The organism is Streptomyces sp. NPDC101227 (assembly GCF_044767545.1).
In the GTDB taxonomy this organism is placed as follows: Bacteria; Actinomycetota; Actinomycetes; order Streptomycetales; family Streptomycetaceae; genus Streptomyces.
Map to the genome: position 1 here is coordinate 221,289 of NZ_JBIWOD010000006.1, position 18,537 is coordinate 239,825.

At 72.8% G+C, this 18,537-nt stretch carries 15 protein-coding genes and 1 pseudogene; 7 read left to right on the forward strand and 9 right to left on the reverse strand.

Going from position 1 to position 18,537, the window contains the following annotated elements; all coding sequences use genetic code 11:
* The first annotated feature begins 20 nt into the window (after positions 1-20).
* Positions 21-902, forward strand: a complete 882-nt coding sequence (locus tag ACIRPT_RS16120; protein WP_403827934.1) for an alpha/beta fold hydrolase — start codon at positions 21-23, stop codon at positions 900-902.
* Positions 903-1,042: 140 nt separating this feature from the next.
* On the opposite strand, the gene ACIRPT_RS16125 is transcribed toward ACIRPT_RS16120, so the two are convergent.
* The 3 genes from ACIRPT_RS16125 to ACIRPT_RS16135 all read right to left on the reverse strand — a co-directional run bounded on the left by ACIRPT_RS16125 (position 1,043) and on the right by ACIRPT_RS16135 (position 4,757).
* Positions 1,043-1,366: a hypothetical protein gene (locus ACIRPT_RS16125; protein WP_403827435.1), complete on the reverse strand. Its 324-nt coding sequence runs from the start codon at positions 1,364-1,366 to the stop codon at positions 1,043-1,045.
* 126 nt (positions 1,367-1,492) lie between these two features.
* Complete coding sequence (locus ACIRPT_RS16130) at positions 1,493-2,737, reverse strand: hypothetical protein (RefSeq protein ID WP_403827437.1); 1,245 nt, start codon at positions 2,735-2,737, stop codon at positions 1,493-1,495.
* On the reverse strand, positions 2,727-4,757 hold the full coding sequence (locus ACIRPT_RS16135; RefSeq protein WP_403827439.1) for a hypothetical protein: 2,031 nt from the start codon (positions 4,755-4,757) through the stop codon (positions 2,727-2,729). Before ACIRPT_RS16135 ends, ACIRPT_RS16130 begins: the two co-directional genes overlap by 11 nt.
* A gap of 260 nt (positions 4,758-5,017) precedes the next feature.
* On the opposite strand from ACIRPT_RS16135, the gene ACIRPT_RS16140 reads away from it, so the two are divergent.
* Positions 5,018-5,536 (forward strand): hypothetical protein, encoded by a 519-nt coding sequence (locus ACIRPT_RS16140; RefSeq protein ID WP_403827441.1) that lies wholly within the window; start codon positions 5,018-5,020, stop codon positions 5,534-5,536.
* A 72-nt stretch (positions 5,537-5,608) separates the two neighbouring features.
* On the opposite strand, the gene ACIRPT_RS16145 is transcribed toward ACIRPT_RS16140, so the two are convergent.
* The 3 genes from ACIRPT_RS16145 to ACIRPT_RS16155 all read right to left on the reverse strand — a co-directional run bounded on the left by ACIRPT_RS16145 (position 5,609) and on the right by ACIRPT_RS16155 (position 8,976).
* Entirely contained in the window at positions 5,609-7,246 is a 1,638-nt protein-coding gene (locus tag ACIRPT_RS16145; protein ID WP_403827443.1) for a transporter, read from the reverse strand.
* On the reverse strand, positions 7,243-8,112 hold the full coding sequence (locus ACIRPT_RS16150; protein WP_403827445.1) for an ABC transporter ATP-binding protein: 870 nt from the start codon (positions 8,110-8,112) through the stop codon (positions 7,243-7,245). The genes ACIRPT_RS16145 and ACIRPT_RS16150 overlap by 4 nt, the downstream gene beginning before the upstream one ends.
* Before the next feature lie 192 nt (positions 8,113-8,304).
* On the reverse strand, positions 8,305-8,976 hold the full coding sequence (locus tag ACIRPT_RS16155; RefSeq protein WP_403827447.1) for a bifunctional DNA primase/polymerase: 672 nt from the start codon (positions 8,974-8,976) through the stop codon (positions 8,305-8,307).
* 448 nt (positions 8,977-9,424) lie between these two features.
* Between ACIRPT_RS16155 and ACIRPT_RS16160 the strand changes: the two genes are divergently transcribed.
* Entirely contained in the window at positions 9,425-10,819 is a 1,395-nt protein-coding gene (locus tag ACIRPT_RS16160) for a transcriptional regulator (protein WP_403827449.1), read from the forward strand.
* Positions 10,820-11,078: 259 nt separating this feature from the next.
* Positions 11,079-12,857, forward strand: coding sequence for a hypothetical protein (locus tag ACIRPT_RS16165; RefSeq protein WP_403827451.1), 1,779 nt, complete (start codon positions 11,079-11,081; stop codon positions 12,855-12,857).
* A 78-nt stretch (positions 12,858-12,935) separates the two neighbouring features.
* On the opposite strand, the gene ACIRPT_RS16170 is transcribed toward ACIRPT_RS16165, so the two are convergent.
* Positions 12,936-14,129 (reverse strand): ABC transporter substrate-binding protein, encoded by a 1,194-nt coding sequence (locus tag ACIRPT_RS16170; protein WP_403827936.1) that lies wholly within the window; start codon positions 14,127-14,129, stop codon positions 12,936-12,938.
* Here ACIRPT_RS16170 and ACIRPT_RS16175 point away from each other — a divergent pair.
* The 3 genes from ACIRPT_RS16175 (at position 14,083) to purU (ending at position 15,927) form a co-directional block, all read left to right on the forward strand.
* The gene (locus ACIRPT_RS16175) at positions 14,083-14,262 is read left to right on the forward strand and encodes a hypothetical protein (RefSeq protein WP_403827970.1); all 180 of its coding nucleotides are present in this window, start codon (positions 14,083-14,085) and stop codon (positions 14,260-14,262) included. The genes ACIRPT_RS16170 and ACIRPT_RS16175 overlap by 47 nt on opposite strands.
* A 203-nt stretch (positions 14,263-14,465) precedes the next feature.
* Positions 14,466-14,924: a hypothetical protein gene (locus ACIRPT_RS16180; protein WP_403827938.1), complete on the forward strand. Its 459-nt coding sequence runs from the start codon at positions 14,466-14,468 to the stop codon at positions 14,922-14,924.
* Positions 14,925-15,033: 109 nt separating this feature from the next.
* Positions 15,034-15,927, forward strand: coding sequence for a formyltetrahydrofolate deformylase (purU, locus tag ACIRPT_RS16185; protein WP_403827453.1), 894 nt, complete (start codon positions 15,034-15,036; stop codon positions 15,925-15,927).
* 59 nt (positions 15,928-15,986) lie between these two features.
* Here the strand turns inward: purU and ACIRPT_RS16190 are convergent, their stop codons facing one another.
* Positions 15,987-17,327: a zf-HC2 domain-containing protein gene (locus tag ACIRPT_RS16190; protein WP_403827455.1), complete on the reverse strand. Its 1,341-nt coding sequence runs from the start codon at positions 17,325-17,327 to the stop codon at positions 15,987-15,989.
* A 143-nt stretch (positions 17,328-17,470) separates the two neighbouring features.
* Positions 17,471-18,043 (reverse strand): annotated as a pseudogene (locus tag ACIRPT_RS16195) (sigma-70 family RNA polymerase sigma factor); the annotation flags it as partial.
* Between the last annotated feature and the right edge of the window lie 494 nt (positions 18,044-18,537).

Below are 18,537 nucleotides of genomic sequence, written 5' to 3' on the forward strand. Positions count from 1 at the left end.
GATTGGGGGTGCCGGGGCACATGGTGCGGCGCATCGATGTGACAGGGGCCGGCGGGGTTCGCCTCGCGGCCTGGGAATTCACCGACCCGCCCAAGAGTGGTGGCGGGGCGGAGCGGGCCGAGCGCGGCCCGAGCGTGCTGATGCTCCATGGCCTGATGGGACGCGCGGCCCACTGGGCGGACACCGCGCGCCGGCTGAGCGCGCGGCACCGCGCGATCGGGCTGGACCAGCGCGGCCACGGCCGCAGCGAGAAGCCCGGGGACGGGCCCTACGACCGCGAGGCCTATGTCGATGACGCCATCGCGGCCATCGAACAGCTCGAGCTGGCTCCGGTTGCCCTTATCGGCCATGCCATGGGGGCCCTGACGGCGTGGCAGGTGGCGGCCCGGCGGCCTGATCTGGTGAGCGCGCTGGTCATCTGCGATATGCGGGCCTCGGCGCTGGGCGCGGCATCTCAGCAGGAATGGGCGGAGTGGTTCCGTTCCTGGCCGGTGCCGTTCGCGACCCTCGCGGATGTCCGCAAGTGGTTCGGCGAGGACGACCCGACGCTGGAGCGGCCCCGGCCGGCCCGCGGCGAGTTCTTCGCCGAGGTGATGGCGGAGCGGGCCGACGGCTGGCGCCCGGTCTTCTCGCGCCGCCAGATGCTCCGGGCGCGCGAGACCTGGGTGTATGACGCGCATTGGGAGGAGCTGGCACAGGTGCAGTGCCCGACCCTGGTCATCCGCGGCCTGGACGCCGAGCTGGGCCGCGCCGAGGCCCAGGAAATGGTCCGGGTGCTGCCGCGCGGCGAATACGCCGAAATCTCCGACGCGGGCCACCTCCTCCCCTGGGAACAGCCCGACGCCTGGTGCCGCGCCATCGAGCCGTTCCTTCGTACGACGACGACCACGACACCGATCTGATCCGGGGACGCCGCTCGCCGCGGCGCCCGGGGGCTTCCCTCGCCGAGACCGGATGACACGGGCCGGTGTGGGCGTCGGCACGCTCCCTGGACGGCGACCGGCTGCGTGCGGCGCACCTGGAGAGCGGCAAGGCCGACTGGTCACTCGGTGGCGTGCTCTACGCCGCCGTCCGCAGCGGCGGCGTAGGGGCCGCCGCCTTCGCACGCGGCAAGAAGCCGCGGCTGTGTGTGGATCCCGGCGCGCGCCGGGCGCCCAGGGGGTTCGTCCTCGTCGGCGATGCCGTCTGTGGTGCGTCGTACGACGACCAAGGCGGCATCTTGTCCATTAACCCGGGGATTGACAAGGGCCGTTGGTGCGACGACGACAACGACGGCGACAGCGACGACGGCAAGGGCAACGACAGCGACGACGGCAACGGCAACGGCAACGGCAACGACAGCACCGGGGACTTGGAGCGGTGGCATGTCGCCGCCTTGCGCCAGGGGCTGCAGGCTACCCAGGGTGGCGAGGCGTACGGCCTGCCAGCGACGGTGTTGAGAAGCGCCAGCCGCACACCCTCTGCGCCACCCACGGCACCCACGGCACCCACGTCACGACGTCAACGTGCGGGTGAATTCGCCCCGTTGGACGCGGGTGGCAAGGGAGTCGCCGGTCAGCAGCGAGCCGTAGCCGGTGGCCGCCCAGAGGCTTTCCTCGGCGGGGACCTCGAAGTACGGGACCGGGCGACCGTCCCGCCGGTCGGTGAGGACCTCCGGGGCACGGCGGGTGCGGATGGCCCGTATACAGGTCTCGCACGCGGCCACCCGCAGCTGCTCCCGGCGGCCGAGCGGACGCCAGGGTATGCGGCGGGCGGCGGGGCCGTGCAGCGGATGGAAGAAGCACAGCGGCAGTGCGCCGGGGGTCCCGGAGAGGGCCGCGCGGCCCTCCGCGATCAGCGCGAACACGCCCGCCAGGTCCGGGATTCCGCGGGCCCGGTCCAGGACGGAGCCCGCCGCGGCGTAGGCATCCAGGGCACGCTCGATGGCCGCCGGAGCGCCCTGTGCGGTTCGGGCCTGCTCGCCGAGCCGTACGACCTCTTCGGTGGCGCGCTCCCGGAGCCCGGCCTCGTCGGCGTCACGGGCGGCGGCGAAGACGGAGCGCGGCAGCGCGAAGGGCGTGGCGAGCTCGCCACGCAGCCGCGAACGGCGGCGCAGCAGCAGCCCGACGGCGGCGAGCAGCAGTACCGGGCCGAGGGCGAGCGCAAGGATCCGGGGGAGTGGAGAAGCCGACGACTTGGGTGGAGCGTCCCGGTCGTTGAGGTCGGCGGTGGCCTTCTCGTACTCCGCGTTGCCGTCCCCGGCCTTGATGATGTCGATCGCCCGGGCGACGCGCCGGAACAGGCCGGCGCCTTCCATATCGTCCTGGAAGAAGACCGCGGCGGCGGCGTTCCGCGCCTGGTGGGCGTCGCCCGGCCACTCGGTGGCCGCGATGTCGTCGTGGTACTTCCCGAGCGTGATCAGAATGGAGGGGGCGTTCCCCATCCGGTCGTGGACCACCTCGGCGAGCTGCTGCGGGTCGCCGCCCCAGCTGTCCCCCTCGACCAGCGGCACCAAGGCGACCTGGATCGGCAGCCGGCTCCCCCGGATCTGGGTGACCAGCTTCCGCTGTTGGGCGGGGTCGACCGCGGTGGCGAGGGAGGGGTCGACATAGACGGGCGAGGCGTGCAGGGCGTTGGCGATCTTCTGCCCGGGGCTCTCGGCGGCCGCGCCGGGCGATGCGGTGCCCAGCACCAGCGCGAGCGACGACGCGGTGAGCGCGAGGGCGGTCCGCACTGGGCGGCGGGGGTCAGTGGACACCGTAGTGCTCCCGTATTTCGCGGGTGAGTTGATCGATACCGGCGCCGTCGCCCAGCTTGGCCAGCGGTCCGGGAAGCGTGGAGTACGGGGCGAAGGAGCCGCGGCGGGCGGAGGACGTGGAACCCAGCCGAAGCACCGGCCCCGGAGCCGCCAGACAGGCCTCGCACACCGGGTGCCCGCGCCCCGCCTGCCTCGCACGACGCCCTACCCGCCCCGCGGGGCGCCCCCGCCCGGCGGGGCCGTGCAGGGGGTTGCGATGGCAGACGTGCTGCGTGGCCTGCGGGTCCCGCGCGGCGGCGAGCCCGGCGCGGGCCAGCACGATCGCGCAGGCGAGGTCGGCCGGGGCGGCATCGGGGTCGATCCGCCCGTCGCTGTCGCCGTCGAGCAGCATCACGGCGGCGTCCAGGCACTCCCATGCCCGGCGTTGGGACTTCTCGGACAGCGCGGCGGTGGGGTCCACCACGTCGCTGAGGGCGTCGATCTCCTTGCCGACGGTCTCCCGCAGCCAGAGCGGTGCGGGCCTGTCGGGCGCGTCCGCCCGGCGGCGGCTCGGGCGCCGTATGCGGCGGACGATCGCCGCGACCGCCGTCACCAGGCCGAAGAGCAGCCCACCGGCCAGGGCGCCGATGAACAGGCCGGGCACGAAGTCCCCGGTGAAGAGGCCGGGCAGCGCCTGTTCCCGCTTCGGGTCCGGCGCCGGGGACGGGGCGAGCGGCTCATCGCCGGCGCTGGCCGGTGGGGTCTTGGCGATATAGGTGAGCAGCTTGTCCAGGCGGAGGCCGAGTTGGCCGGCGGAGCCGCTGTAGGAGAGGTCGTTGGGGCGGTCGAGGAGATACATGTTGTCGACCCGGGCGCCGTAGCTGACGGCCTCGATGCCGCCGGCACCCGGGTTGGCCAGCACGATCACGAGGTCGCGGTGCAGCCGGTCGTGCAGCGACTTGGCCAAGAGATCGGTGGCGCCGGCGGATTCGTCGTCCGTCGAGGTGGGGACGGCGGCGATCACCACCGGGATGTGGAGCGCGCCGAGCCGCTTACGGAGACGGTCGAGGGTGGCGGCGTCCAGTACCGGCGGGCTCTCGGGGTCGACGTAGAGCGGATCGCGGCGCAGGCCATCGGCCACCCGGTCGATACGGGCCCGCAGATCGGCGGCCGTCGGCAGTGTGCCGTCGCCGCTGGTGGTGTCGTCGAAGATCCGCGAGGCGCCGAAGGCGAGCAGCCCGGAGAGGGCCAGGGCGGCCGCGGTGAGGGGGAGCAGCCGGGGGCGGGGGCCGGGGCGCGGGCCGTCGCCCTTCGCAATGGTGGGGGACGCGGAGTCCGGGCTCGTGGTGGCCGGGGCGCGGCCGACCCGGCGGCGGCGCCGTACAAAGACCGTGACCAGCAAGGCGAACAGCGGCACGCCGGTGACCGCGATGCCGGTCGCGAAGCTCTGGTTCTCGCGGTCGGTCGTGGAGGTGTGCCAATCCGACGGTTCATCCGTCGGGTAGGCGCCGCCGTACCGCTCGCGGTCCTCCTTGGCGCGCTGCGTCGCCTGGCCCGATTTGAGGACGTCGACGAAGTGCCGGAACTCTTCGCGGGCCGTGGCGTCATAGGGGAGCTCGTACATCGTCGCCCAGCGGGCGTCCTCGGCGCCCGGCACGCTCACGCCGTACGTCTGCACGTCCGTCAGGCCCGTTTCGTCCAACGAGATATACAGCCCCTTGCGCCCCAACCGGTCGTGCACACCGGGGAGCAGGCCGTCGAAGCCCATGTCGGCGGCGCTCGGCAGGACGATGACATACGTCGGGACGCCCAGCCTCCGGGCCTCCTTGGTGAATTCGGGGGCCGTGGAGCGAGGGACCGCGCGCGGCAGCTGGTCGCTGATGTAGACCGGATTTTCACGCAGCCGCTCGGCGAGATAGGCGGTCCGGCTCGGGGCACCGCCCCCACCCGAAGGCGCCGCCTGCCCGGCGCCGGCGGTGAACAGCACCGCCAACCACCCCAGGACCAGCACCATCCCGGCGCGCCGCACCACCCTCACCACCCCTCGCTCGTTCGTTCCCCTGACGCTACCGCCCGGGCCGACAGCGCGGTAAAGCCTGTGGATAACTTCCCGGCAAAGCTGTGCGCGGCCCCCGCATTGGCTTGTGGAGCCGGCCCGCACCCTCATCGAGGCGCAAGGGAACGCTCGAGATACCGACCACCGGGACTGCTCACCGGGCGGCCGCGGCCGAAAGGTAACCTGCACCGGTCAACATCGCGTTGGCCTTCTTCCGCGCAGTCAACCATGGGGGAGCAAAAGTCATGTCCGCACCGCCGCCGCCCTACCAGAATCAGCCGCCGCAGCAGCCGTACGGGTATCCGCAGCAGCCTCAGCAGCCGTACGGTCAACAGCCCTATGGCCAGCAGCAGCCGTACGGGAACCCGCAGCCGCCGAACCGTCCGCGACAGCCGCAGCGGAGTCCGTTGCGCGGGGCGATCACGGCCGTCATCATGCTGGGCATCCTCGGTGGCGGGGCCTGGTACGTGTGGGATTACAACACCAATCCCCACGGCGGCAAGGCCGCCAAGGAGGCCGCGGCGTCCGCCTCGGCCGATGACTACGACAAGAAGCACAACCCGAAGGTCGGCGACTGCGTCAAGATCACTGGCTCCGATCGCGACATGGAGATGACCATCGTCGGCTGCGACTCCACGGACGCCCAGTACAAGACGGGCGAGGTGATCGGCGGCCACGAGAAGTGCGGGCCGCAGTACTCGCGCAGCATCGTCTACTCGTACAACCACCGCCCCACTACCACCTGGTGCTTCAGCAAGGTCTGACCTTGCCGGGCCCACCGGCCGTCGCCCGAACCCCCGGGCGGCGGCCGCCGCGTCGCATGCCGGGCCGGGCCCTCAGGCCTTGCTCACCGCACCAAGGATCTCCGGCAGCCGCCCCGCCACCCGGGGCGCCGCCACCCGCAGCCCCAGCTCCGCGACGCCGACCCCATAGGCCGCACCGACCGGCAGCAGCACCCACAACAGGCCGTGCAGCCCCGCCATGTGGAGCCAGATCGTCAGCCCCAGCAGGGGCGAGCACAGTACGGCGCCCACCAGGACGCCGCCGAAGAGGCTGAACCAGGCGATGGCGCCCTGGCCGGGTGCGACGTTTTTGTTGCCCTCGGAGGGGATGGAGTACGGGAAGACCGCCGAGGACAGCGCTCCGGTGGCCAGCAGCGCGCCGAGAACGGCCAGCGAGAGGCCGTACACCTCGAGGAAGTCCGACCAGGGGCCGATGAGGGCCGCGGTGCCGATGACGACCAGGGTGACGTACGGGACGGCCACCAGGGCCAGGGACAGCGCGCGGGCCCGTAGCTCCTCGTAGGCGTCGCGCGGTGTGGCGATCGTCGAGGCGACCATCCAGAACGCCGAGGTGTCCTGGCCGAACTGGTTGTACATCTGCATGCCGAGCAGGGCGGACGCCGAGAAGGCGGTGTAGATGCTGCCCTTGCCCTGGACGGACGACACGATCGGGACCAGGAGGCCGACGCCGAGCGCCGTCGCCCAGGCCATCTTGGACTTGGGGTCGCGCCAGGCGTAGCGCAGGGTCCGGAGCATGACCGTGCCCGTACGCCCGTCCGGCAGCAGGCGGGCGAGCCCGCGCTCCCCGCCACCGGACCCCCGGGCGCTGTCCTTCTCGACGGCCTGGAGGGTGGAGGAGTCGGGCGACGTCATGAGGGTCGTCAGGGTGCGCTGCCACCACCACAGGAGGAGGACCAACGCCAGCGCGGTGAGAGCCAGGCCAGCCGCCGCGCGGCCGTACGCCCCCCGGCCCGCGTCCTCCACCGCGCTGATCGCGGAGGCCGGCGGCACCCAGCGCAGCACGTCGCCCAGCGGCTCCAGTACGGCCAGTCCGTCCGGGCGGCCCAGCTTCTGGGCGGCGATGTTGACGCCCTGTGCCCCGATCGCGACGAACAGGCCGCCCAGTACGGCGAGATCGCGGCCGCGGCGGCTGGTCAGGAGCCGTACCGAGGCGGTGGCGACCGCGCGCGCCAGCGACACGCACACCAGCACCACCAGGACGACGGCCGCTGCGCCGGTGACCGCGGCGGCCGCGCCATGGGCGACCGCGACCACGGAGCCGACCACCAGCGCGAGCGTGAAGACCGGTCCGATGCCGATCAGCGAGGCCACCAGAAGCGAGACGATCAGGGGGCGCGGCCGCAGCGGCAGCATGACCAGCCGGGTCGGGTCCAGGGTTTCGTCGCCGGTGGGGAAGAACAGCGGCATCACCGCCCAGCCGAGGGTGAGGATCCCGGTGAGGAGAACGGACAGCGCGCCGGCGTGGGCGTTGCCACGCAGCGCGATGAGGCCGAGGACGACGCCGGCCGCGCACAGCAGGCCCATGATGACCGAGGCGACATAGGCGAGGGTGCGGCCCGTCGACTGACGCAGGCCGTTGCGCAGCAGCGACAGCTTCAGCCGGATGAAGACGGCGGTCAGGGAGGGCGCGGGCGCGGCTGCGGGCGGTGCGGTGGCCGGTGCGGTGGTCATCGGGCGCCGCCGCCCAGCCAGTCCAGATTCTGGCCCGCGCCGCGGTCATTGGCGCCGACGAGCTCGAGGAAGGCGTCCTGGAGGGACGGCGCATCGCCGCGTACCTGGGCGAGCGGGCCGTCCGCGCGGATCCGGCCGGCCGCCATCACCGCGACCCAGTCGCACAGCGACTCCACCAGCTCCATCACATGGCTGGAGAAGACGACCGTCGCCCCGGAGGAGGTGTAGCGCTCCAGAACGCCGCGGATGGTCTGTGCGGACACCGGGTCGACACCCTCGAAGGGCTCGTCGAGGAAGAGTATTTCGGGGTTGTGGAGGAGTGCGGCGGCCAGGCCGATCTTCTTGCGCATGCCGGTGGAGTAGTCGACGACCAGTTTGTTCTGGGCGCCGGAGAGGTCGAGCACCTCCAGCAGCTGGCCGGCCCGCTTGTCGACCTCGTCGCCGGGCAGGCCGCGCAACCGCCCTATATAGGCGAGGAGCTCGCGGCCGGACAGCCGCTCGAACAGCCGCAGCCCCTCGGGCAGCACGCCGATCCGGGACTTGACGGACACCGGGTCGCGCCAGACGTCGTGCCCGCCGATCTCGACCTGCCCGGCATCCGGCCGCAGCAGGCCCGTCACCATGGACAGGGTGGTGGTCTTGCCCGCGCCATTGGGGCCGACGAGGCCGATGAAGCGGCCCGAGGGGAGGGTCAGGTCGATGCCGGAGACGGCGACCTGTTCGCCGAATTTCTTCCACAGGCCCTGGATACGTACGGCGGGCGGCGGGCCGTCCGCGGCACCGCCGTTGGTCCCGGCGGGCCCAGCGGCCCGCTCAACGCCGCCTTCCGCCCCGACAGGCTCGCTCTGCTCCGGTTCCTTGGCCACCGGCCCCGCCCTCCGACGTCCCCGCAGGGGCCCGGTCCTGGCCCCCGTCCGACGTCTCCCACGATACGGGCGACCACTGACACCGCCGGTCCGGACGGCGCGTTCGGCGTCAGCGGACCGCCGCGCCGCCACTCCGGGGCCGTGCCGTCCGGACCGTGCCGTCGGGCCCCGGCCCTGGCCCCGGTCGTGCGCTCAGCGCGCCCGGCCCGCCGCCGCGTCCCGCCCGCACGCGTACGCCAGCGCGCTGATCAGCTCCTCCGCGTCCGGCAGCCAGCGGTTGGTGGCGGTGGGGCGGCGCACCCACTGCACGCAGCCGTGGGGTGCCATACGGGTCGGCGGCGCGGCGATGTACTCGCCCTCGCCGCGGCAGATCAGATCGAGCGCGGCCGGCGGCCAGCCCAGACTCCGTACCCGGTCCGGCACCTTCGCCGAGGCGCCGGGCAGGACGAGGAAGAGCATGCGGCGGTCGGGAGTACGGGTGACCGGGCCGAGCGGCAGATCCATCCGCTCCATACGGGCCAGCGCCAGGCAGCCCGCGGTCTCGGGCACGTCGAGCGCCTCGAACGCACGGCCCGTCGGCAGCAGGATCGAGGCCCGCGGCTGCTTGCTCCACATCCGGCGGACGGCGGAGGCGCTGCCGCTGGCCTGCCCGGCCCAGCCGGGGGCGGTGGGGTGTGCGCCGGGCGCGGTGCAGTCTTCGGCGTCGCACGAGCAGCGCGGTGTCTCACCGTCGTGCTCCAGCCATGCGCCGGGGAACACATCCCAATGCCGCTCGTCCGCGTAACGCACCGCGGCCTCGAGCAGCTGCTCGCCGCGCTGTTGGGGGACTGGCGGGGCTGCTGTGACTCCGATGGTCTCTTCCACGCAGAGGACAACTTCGGCTGTCACCAAGGGTTACGGCCGAATGGGGTACACCCCCCGGCGCATCGCTCTTGTACCTGGGGCGCATGGATGCATGGGCGGGGGCGCGTATGGGGGTGCGGTCCGGGGAGCGGGTAGCCACCTGGCTGACGGGCGGAGAGGCCGCCCACGCGGCAGACCGCGGTGCGCACGGGAGAGCCCCGGGCCATGGCGGCGTCGCGATCTGAGCACGGGCACCGCGCGTCCTTCCCCTTCTTGTTCGTGGGATCAATTTCCCCATGGGCCGGCTCCTGCCCCGCCCGTGGACCAGCACCGCGCACCAGGATCCACCCGGCACCGCCCGTACTCACGCGTATCCGTGATGTCTCGGATATCCGGCATATGTACGGGGAATTGATCACGGGGAACGGCGTTCGACGGTGAACGCGCAGCAGTAATCAGGGGGTACAGCATGGCCGCCAGGCCACTTGTCGCTCGGCAGCCCAATGAGCGGCTGCAGGCGCTGATTCAGGAAGCCGCCTGCTCCAATGCCGGACTCGCCCGCCGCGTCAACATGTGCGGCGCGGAGCACGGACTCGACCTTCGGTACGACAAGACCTCCGTGGCCCGATGGCTGCGCGGACAGCAGCCGCGCGGCCGCGCCCCGGCCATCATCGCGGAGGCGCTGGGCCGGAAACTGGGGCGCACGGTCACCATCGACGAGATCGGGATGGCCGACGGCAAGAACCTTGCCTCCGGGGTGGGGCTCCAGTTCTCCCCGACCGTGCTCGGCGCGATCGAGCAGGTCTGTGAGCTGTGGCGCAGCGACGTCGGGCGGCGCGACTTCCTCAGCGGCTCCACGGTGGCGGCCTCCGCCCTGGTGGAGCCGAGCCGCGACTGGCTGATCACCGGGGCGGACACCCAGGTGGCGCGGAGCGCCGGGGCCCGGGTCGGATTGGCGGACGTCGAGGCGGTACGGGCCACGACCGCGGCGCTCAGCGATCTCGATCACCGCTTCGGGGCGGGGCATGTCCGGCCGGTCGTGGTGCACTACCTGAACAGCGTCGTCTCCGGGCTGCTGGCGGGTTCGTACCGCGAGTCCGTGGGGCGGGAACTCTTCGCCGCCGTCGCCCGGTTGACGGAACTGGGCGGCTATATGGCCGTCGACACCGGGCAGCCGGGCCTGGCGCAGCGCTACTACATCCAGGCGCTGCGGCTGGCCCAGGCGGCCGGCGACCGCGGCTACGGCGGCTATGTGCTGGCCGCGAGCATGAGCCATCTCGCCGCCTCGCTCGGCAACCCCCGGGAGATCGCCCAGCTCGCGCGGGCCGCGCAGGAGGGCGCGCGCGGGCAGGTCACGCCGCGGGCGGAGGCGATGTTCTTCGCCGCGGAGGCGCGTGGGCACGCCCTGCTGGGCGACGGCCGGGCCTTCCAGGCGGTGGCGGGCCGGGCGCTCGCGGCGATGGAACGCGCCGAGGCCACCAGCGACGCGGGCGACGACCCGCCCTGGATCGGCCACTTCGACCAGGCGTATCTGGCCGATGAACTCGCCCACTGCCACCGGGACTTGGGGCAGTCGGGCCCGGCCATCCAGCGGGCCCAGGAGGCGCTGCACGGCCATCCGGAGAGCCGGGCGCGGCGCCGTGCCATCGGCCTGGTGCTGCTGGCCGGCGCGCAGGTGCAGCAGCGCGAGATCGAGCAGGCCTGTCATACGGGCACCCAGGCCGTGGAGTTGCTCAGCGGGCTGCGCTCGGACCGGGGCACGGAGTACCTGGAGGACTTCCAGCTGCGCCTCGAGCCGTATCGGGACGAACCGGTCGTCCGGGAATTCAGCGCACGGATGGAGCTGCGGGCCGCGGCGGCGTAACGGCCTGCGGGAGGGGCCGGGAAGGCAACGGAAAGGAGGCGGAAGGGAGGCGGAAAGGGGACGGAAGGGAGGCGGAAAGGGGACGGAAGGGGAAGAGGCCGGAAATGTCGCTCGGTGTCGGAGCGGGGCGGGCGTTCCGGCCCGGCGGGTGCGTCCCAGGGGCGAGTGGGGGTGGTGACCAGGGCTCGTGGTCGAACGCAGCTGCGACCCGGTAGCGTGGGCCGACGGTTTCGTAGGTTGCCCGATGGTAGGAGTCCCGGTGACGCAGAGCGGACAGGGGCACGACCCGCAGAATTCTGCGGCCGGCCCCGCGCGAGAGGGCATTGTGCTGCCCGCAAACGGTGAGCCGTGGGTGCCCGACCACCAGGCCGCGCCGCCGGCCGGTCAGCCCTGGGGCCAGCCGTGGGGACCGGAGCAGCAGGCCGCTCAGCCGCCCGCCCAGCAGGGATACGGCCAGGCGCCGATGCCGGGCCAGCCCCAGCCCCAGGCCCCGGGCCAGGGCTACGCGCCGCAGGCCCCGGCCCAGCCCGCCGGCCTGCCCCCGATGCCGCAGCAGGCGCTCCCGCCGCAGGGCGAGGCCTTCCCGCCGCCCCCGGGGCAGCCGTCGGCGCCGTACATGCCGCAGCAGCCGCCCGCGCCGCAGCCGTACGGCCATCAGGCCCAGGCCCCGCAGCCGGACCCGTACGGACAGCAGCCGCACGCCCAGCAGCCGGGGGCCGCGCAGCCGCAGCCCGAGCACCAGCCGTACCAGGCGCAGCAGCCGCCCCACCCGGAGCCCTACCGCCAGCAGCCCCCGCAGCCGCAGCCCGAGCGGACCGGCGAGCTGGTGCGCGCGACGCCTCAGGCCGGCGCCCCGCTGCCGCCCACCACGGGCGACGCCGAGGCGACCGCACTGCTCTCCCTGACAGCCGGCCAACCGGGGGCCGGGGGCGGCGCGCCGCTGCCGCCCGCGGCGGGCGGAGCGCCCGAGTCGCCCGGCGAGTCCACCACCATGCTGCGGGTGATCAAGCCGTCGGGGGCCCAGGGCGGCCAGGGGCAGCCGATGCCCCAGTCCCAGCCGATGCCCGGAGCCGCCCCGTCCGGCGACTCCGAGGCCACCCAGCTGATCTCCCCGGTCGGCGCCGGAGTGCCGTCTCCGCCGCCCGGCGCGCCGTACGGGATACGCCCCGGTGGGCCCGGTGACCGTCCCACCCCCGCCGAATTCGACGGGCTGTTCCGCGACGGGCCGGGCACGCCGGGAGCGGCCGGGGCGCCGGACGCCACCGCGCAGCTGCCGCGTTTCGACGCCCCGGGCCCGTCGCCGTACGGCGGGCAGGGCCAGGGCGGCTACGGGCAGCAGGGTTACGGCCAGCAGGGCTACGAGCAGCCCTACGACTACGACGCCGACCAGGGCGGGCGCCGTCGGGGGCTGCCCACCGCCGCGATCGTCGGCATCGTCGTGGTCGTCCTGGCGGGCGCCGGTCTCGGCGTCGGCTGGATGCTGAGCGGCGCCGGCGACGACGACTCGGCGAAGAAGAAGGACAGCGGCCACAGCGCCGCCAAGACGGCGAAGGAGAAGGAGTCGCCCACGCCGTCCGCCGACCCGGCCGAGGCGCAGGCCAAGGGCCTCGACGCGCTGCTCGGCGACAGCGGCAACAGCCGGTCCTCCGTGGTCAACGCCGTCCAGAGCATCAAGTCCTGTGACAAGCTCGGCGCCGCTGCCAAGGACCTGCGGGACGCCGCCGGGCAGCGCAACGGCCTGGTGACGCGGCTGAAGGCGCTCCCGGTCGACAAGATCCCGAACAACGCGCAGCTGACCGCCGCGCTGACCAAGGCCTGGCGGGCCTCGGCCGCCGCGGACAACCACTTCGCGGCCTGGGCGGGCCAGGTCGGCGGCAAGAAGGGCTGTCACAAGGGCAAGGCCCGCAGCACCCGGCACACCGCCCAGGCCGGCGCGGCCAGCAGCGAAGCCACCAAGGACAAGCAGCTGGCGGCGCGGATCTGGAACCCGATCGCCAAGAAGTACGGCCTGACGGAGCGCCGCCCCGAAGCGCTGTGACCGGCGGCGGGACCGGCCGGCTCACGCCCCCGGTCCCGTAACCGGCCGGCTCACGCCCCGGTCCGGCGAGGCCCGCGCTCAGCTGTCGTCGTCCGTGACCAGCCGTTCCAGCGTCCTGCCCACATTCACGAACCCGTCCTGCGCCGCGACCAGTTCACCGTTCCGTACGACCTGATAGGTCACCATCCCGTTCACGATGCGCGGGAAGTTCTGGACGGTGAGCAGATCGTCCTCGCGCCACCGCAGCTTCGGGGTCAGGCCGCCGGTGTCGATGGCGCGGTCGCCGTCGTCGAGCGTGGTCTGGAGGGCGTGCGAGGTGATGTCCTCGACGCCCGCGTCGTCGAGCTGCTCGATCAGCGCGCGCAGCACCGTATAGGCGATCCAGGTCGTCTGGGCGCCCTGGTCGGCCGGGTCGATGCGGTTGTCGCCGAAGGCGAAGTCGTCGAGGACCTTGTGCATCGGCTCCCAGCGGGGATCGCTCGCCACCGGGTACCAGCCGGTGATGTAGGCCCCTTCCAGCGGGCCCGACGGGCCGCCCGTCCGGTTCACCAGCGACTGGCCGACGCTGCCGAGGACGGAGCTGACGTGTACCCGGGGGCTGTCTTCCTGGAGCCGCCGGAAGGAGTCGAAGAACGTGTCCGTGTGGTCGCCGAGCGAGGCGGTCACGCAGGCCCCGGCCGCCTTGCCGCCGTTCGCCGCCGTGCCGTAGAGCGCCGGGTCCGCGCCCACGCCGTCCAGGGCGCGTGTCACCTGCGGCGAGTAATCGGTGCCGTCCTCGGGCGCCTTGATGTCCTTGGCCCGCTGCCGATGCCCGTCGTGCAGGCCGGAGTTGAGCAGCGCCGGCATCTGGTCGCCCTGGATGGTGTCCGGCCGGACGAGGGCGACGCGCTTGCAGCTGCGCGCCAACTGCCGCCCGTTTCCGGCGAGAAGGGAGGCCTGACCGCCGTTGACGGGGTACGAGAGCGGGCTGGCGAACTCCTCGTCGGAGGCGCCGTAGCCGCCGATGTACGGGATGCCGTTGACTTCCAGCGGCGGCATGAACGACCGCCCGAACTGGCTGTAGGAACCGATGACCGCGACCGCGCCGTGGTCCACCGCGCGCTGCGCGCACTGGGTGGCGGCCACCGAGTCGTTGTGCTCGTTGCAGGTGAGGACCTTCAGGTGGTGGCCGCGGATGCCGCCCCGGGAGTTGACCCACCGGGCGTAGGCCTGCGCCATGGCCGGCATGCCCGGCATGTTGGTCGCTCTGGTGCCCTCGGGGGCCCAGGTCATCACCGTGACCGGCGATTTCTCCCCGGAGTCCCCCGAGGCCCCGGGGAGAGAACCGCAGCCCGAGAGCAGCGACGCGATAACCGCCACACATGCCGCCGCCGAGGCGATGGCGACCGCGGGAGCATGGGAGTAGGGGCGGGGGGAGGAGCGTCGCCGTCCGGTCATGTCGCACGAGCCTTCCGTTTCGCCATCAACGGATGAGTGACGCCGTGGCAACGAACGGTGACGTAGAGGTGAACTCCAGGGGGCTGCGGGAGATCATCCTCGAGGAACGTACGATCGAATACTGTGCAAGGTTCGGAGAAGTCTTCCCGTCGCGGCCGCCGCTCGACCACCATGGGCGGCATGCCACTCAATGACATGCCGTGGTGGCGCTGGCGCAGCAATGTGCGCTCCGCGCTGCACATGCTCTCCGACCCCGCTTTCCAGCAGGACACCTGGCTCGCCGGCCGCCCCGGGTACGGCGATGTCACCGACGCCGTCTACCGCCTCGTCGAGGACACCTGGCTGGACAACTGGTCCGCCGACAAATACCTCGGCACGATCTTCCGCGACGCCCAGGAGGCGCAGCTGGTCGATGCCGCCGTGCTGAACGTGCTGCGGATCATGCACCAGGTCGGCGCGGATGCCCCGCCCGCCGCGTACATGCGGCACCAGGCCTGGCCGGAGGCCGTACAGGCGGCCCGGGAGGCGCATGTCCGGATGGCGACGGCGGACGGCGAGGACCCCGACACGCCGCCGCACTCGCTGGAGGTCCTGGCAATCATGACGGGTGCGCCGGGCGCCCCGGCCTGAGCATCCCCGCAGGTGTGCGACCCTATGAGGTCATGAGAGAGCGTAGCGAGCGAGTCATTGAAGGGTGCGCGCCGAGCGAGTGCGAGGCCGAGCACAGCGAGGTTTCGGCATGAGCGAGTCGCAGCCCACCCAGCAGCCCGGCCTGTCCGACCTGACCGACCAGTACGTCCTCACGCTGTCCTGCCCGGACAAGCGGGGGATCGTGCACGCCGTGTCCAGCTACCTCTTCATCACCGGCTGCAACATCGAGGACAGCCAGCAGTTCGGCGATCAGGACACCGGGCTGTTCTTCATGCGGGTGCACTTCGCCGCGGACGCCTCGGTGAGCCTGGAGAAGTTGCGGGCCAGCTTCGCGGCGGTGGGTGACTCGTTCGACATGGAGTGGCAGATCCACCGGGCCGGCGAGAAGATGCGGATCATCCTGCTGGTGTCCAAGTTCGGGCACTGCCTCAACGACCTGCTCTTCCGCTCCCGGATCGGGGCGCTGCCGGTGGAGATCGCGGCCGTGGTCTCCAACCACACCGACTTCGCCGAGCTGGTCGGCTCGTACGACATCCCCTTCCACCACATCCCGGTCACCCGTGACAACAAGCCGGAGGCCGAGGCGCAGCTGCTGGAGCTGGTGCGCGCGGAGCGGGTCGAGCTGGTCGTGCTGGCGCGCTACATGCAGGTGCTCTCCGACGACCTGTGCAAGGAACTCTCCGGGCGGATCATCAACATCCACCACTCCTTCCTGCCGAGCTTCAAGGGCGCCAAGCCCTACCACCAGGCGCATGCGCGCGGTGTGAAGCTCATCGGGGCCACCGCCCACTACGTGACCGCCGACCTCGACGAGGGGCCGATCATCGAGCAGGAGGTCGAGCGGGTCGGGCACGAGGTCACGCCGGACCAGCTCGTGGCGATCGGCCGGGACGTCGAGTGCCAGGCGCTGGCGCGGGCCGTGAAGTGGCACAGCGAGCACCGGGTGCTGCTGAACGGCAGCCGGACGGTCGTCTTCGCCTAGGGCTTGTCCCTAGCGCCTGGTCCTAGGGCCTGTCCGGCGACGGACCGCCCGGCCGCGGGTCACAGCCGGGACAGCGACGCGGTCGCGAAGAGGACGTCGCGGATCGCCTCGCGCTCGCCGTGCTGGCCCGCGGCGGCCTCCTCCGGCGAAACATGCCCCGCGGCCAGCTGGCAGAACTCGGCGCTGTCCAGCGCGATATGCGCGACGGTGTGCTCCTTCGTGCCGAGCGCCGCCGGGGAGTCCAGCGGTATGTACCAGTGACCGCCGCCGCTGCCCTCGACCTCCAGGTGGAGGGTGCGGCCCGGGGCGCCCGCCTCGACGAGCTGCCGCGGCGGCGCGGCGAGGCCGGCCCGGCGGCGGCCGGCCAGGGCGGTGGGCAGCAGCCGGGTGGCGAGGTCTACCAGCTGGTGGACATGCCTGGCGGCCGGGGGCTCGTACGGATAGTCCACCGCGTCCGCGATATCGCCGGCGTGCACCCAGCACCCGAAGGCGCGGTCCAGGAACGAATCGCGCATCGGGAGCCTCAACCTGCCGTACGGGACGGCGAGTTCGCCGACGCCGCCGTCGGCGAACGAGACCGTTCTTATCAGCGCGTAGCTCTGGTCGCGCCAGGGGCCGTGTGTGGCGAGCCGGCCCGGCTCCTCGCCCGCCGCCCGCCAGTAGGCCTCCGTACGGGTGGTCGGGCCCGGGGCGCCCGGCGGGGCGTCGGGGCCGAGCGGGTCGGGCAGGCCGAGGGCCGTCGCCACCAGGCCGTCGACCGTCATCAGATGGCCGATGACACCGGCGACGGTGGTCTCGCGCTCGACCGCCCGCTCCTCCTCGAACCAGCGCAGCCGCACCGGGGCGCGCCACTCCGCCTCGCCCATGTCGCGCAGCAGCGCATCGAGCTTCGCGGTCTCCGCGTCGTACGGCGTCGCCCACTCCGGCACCGGGATACGGGCCGGGCGGCGCCCCAGGCAGCCCTCCAGGACGCGGGAGCGCAGCAGCGGGTCGAGGTCGAGGCTGTCGGCGGGATGCAGCAGGCCGACGGCGCCCCGCAGCCGCAGCGCCTCGTCCGCGCAGGAGGCGCAGTCGGTGAGATGCGTCTCCACCGCGGTGGTCTCCTCGGCGCTGCAGGCGGCCAGGGCCCAGGCGCCGAGCAGCGACTTGAGGACCCGGTGCGGTGGGGCGGCCGGGGAGGGGAGCGGGGCGGACCCGGGCGGTGCGTCCTCGGAGCGGGAGCCTGGGTCGGTGGTGTCGGTCATCGGGTCCGGTTTCGCTTCCGGTTCGGGCGTGGGCGCGGGCCGGGCGTCCGGCAGCGGGCCGCGGTCTTCGGCGGCGGCACGCGGCGCCGGTATCCGTGGCCGTTCGCCGGGCCCGCCGGGGCGGTCGGGGCCCTCCCACTTGTCCGGGCCGTTCACAGTGACCGACCGTGGCCCGGGCCGGGCGGGGCGTTTCCCGGGCCGGTGTGGGGGTGGGTGTGCTGCGGCGGATGCGGTGCGCGCGGTCCGTGGGGCGGGTGGGGCGCCGTGCGGGGCGCGGGGGTGGTGCGCGGCAGATGGGGCGGCCGGGGCGCCGACGGCGGCAGCGCGGGGTGGTTGTGGGCGGTGGACAGCAGCTGGAGCCCCAGGCGGAGCCGGCGCCGGGCCTCGTCCTCCGTGACGCCGAGGTCGGCGGCGGTCTGGCGGTAGTCCCGGCGCTGGAAGTACGCCAGCTCCAGGGCCTGTCGCAGCGGGGCGGGCATGGACGTGACGATGTAGTCGGCGCGGGCAGCCGTGGAGGCCTCGCGGATCTTCTGCTCCATCTCCGCCGGCGCGGGCGCTTCGGGACCGCAGTCCCGGGCCGAGGCGGCCTCGGTCTGGCGCAGCCGCTGGACGGCCTGATGGCGGGTGACCGCGGCGACCCACGAGCGCAGCGAGCTCTGTTTGGGGTCGTAGGAGTGGGGGTTCTCCCAGATGTAGCCGAAGACCTCGCGGGTGATGCGGTCGGCGGCGTCCTCGTCGTCCAGGACGCGGTGCGCGAGGCTGTGCACGAGCGAAGCGAAGCGGTCGTAGAGCTCGCCGAGCGCGGCCGCCTCGCCGCGGGCCAGCCGCTGCTGCATCCGCCTGTCCCAGCGCGGGGGTGTGTCGTTTCCCATCGGACCCCTATCCCTGTCCGTCGTCGCCGTGCTCACACCTCTGCCGGTACCGCTCCCGCCATACCGCTTCTGCCGTTCTCGCTTCCGTCGATCCCCCCGTGGGCGCCGGACCGCGACGCCCACATCGAATGTAATGGGAGCCTCTGACAACGCACGCTCCTTTGCCCCAAACCAAGTTCTTCGGGGGATGCGGATGGTAGGGGAGTTGTCACTATGGGGTGATATTCCCCGATCGAAACGGATCAAAAGGGATCGGGGAGCGAATTGATGTGCAGTGTTCGTGCCCGTATCGGCCGATGTGTTATCCGTGTGTGACCGGATGCCGGGGAAAAGCCGCCTGTCGCTGGGCATAGCCTTGGGCGGGAACGGCCTGTTGCGCCAAGGATTCGGAAGAGTTTCAGGGGAATGAGGCCGGGCAGTCGAGCCGGGGAAGGATGACTTCCGGATTGATCCGGGGCGCATCCGTTCCGAAAGCGAGCGAAAGGCTTCGAGCG

Bases quoted from the DNA above. Each gene is read 5' to 3' on its own strand.
- ACIRPT_RS16120 (WP_403827934.1), top strand. From the start codon at position 21: ATGGTGCGGCGCATCGATGTGACAGGGGCCGGCGGGGTTCGCCTCGCG.
- ACIRPT_RS16125 (WP_403827435.1), bottom strand. From the start codon at position 1,366: ATGCCACCGCTCCAAGTCCCCGGTGCTGTCGTTGCCGTTGCCGTTGCC.
- ACIRPT_RS16140 (WP_403827441.1), top strand. From the start codon at position 5,018: ATGTCCGCACCGCCGCCGCCCTACCAGAATCAGCCGCCGCAGCAGCCG.
- ACIRPT_RS16145 (WP_403827443.1), bottom strand. From the start codon at position 7,246: ATGACCACCGCACCGGCCACCGCACCGCCCGCAGCCGCGCCCGCGCCC.
- ACIRPT_RS16160 (WP_403827449.1), top strand. From the start codon at position 9,425: ATGGCCGCCAGGCCACTTGTCGCTCGGCAGCCCAATGAGCGGCTGCAG.
- ACIRPT_RS16175 (WP_403827970.1), top strand. From the start codon at position 14,083: ATGCCCGGCATGTTGGTCGCTCTGGTGCCCTCGGGGGCCCAGGTCATC.
- ACIRPT_RS16170 (WP_403827936.1), bottom strand. From the start codon at position 14,129: ATGACCTGGGCCCCCGAGGGCACCAGAGCGACCAACATGCCGGGCATG.
- ACIRPT_RS16180 (WP_403827938.1), top strand. From the start codon at position 14,466: ATGGGCGGCATGCCACTCAATGACATGCCGTGGTGGCGCTGGCGCAGC.
- purU (WP_403827453.1), top strand. From the start codon at position 15,034: ATGAGCGAGTCGCAGCCCACCCAGCAGCCCGGCCTGTCCGACCTGACC.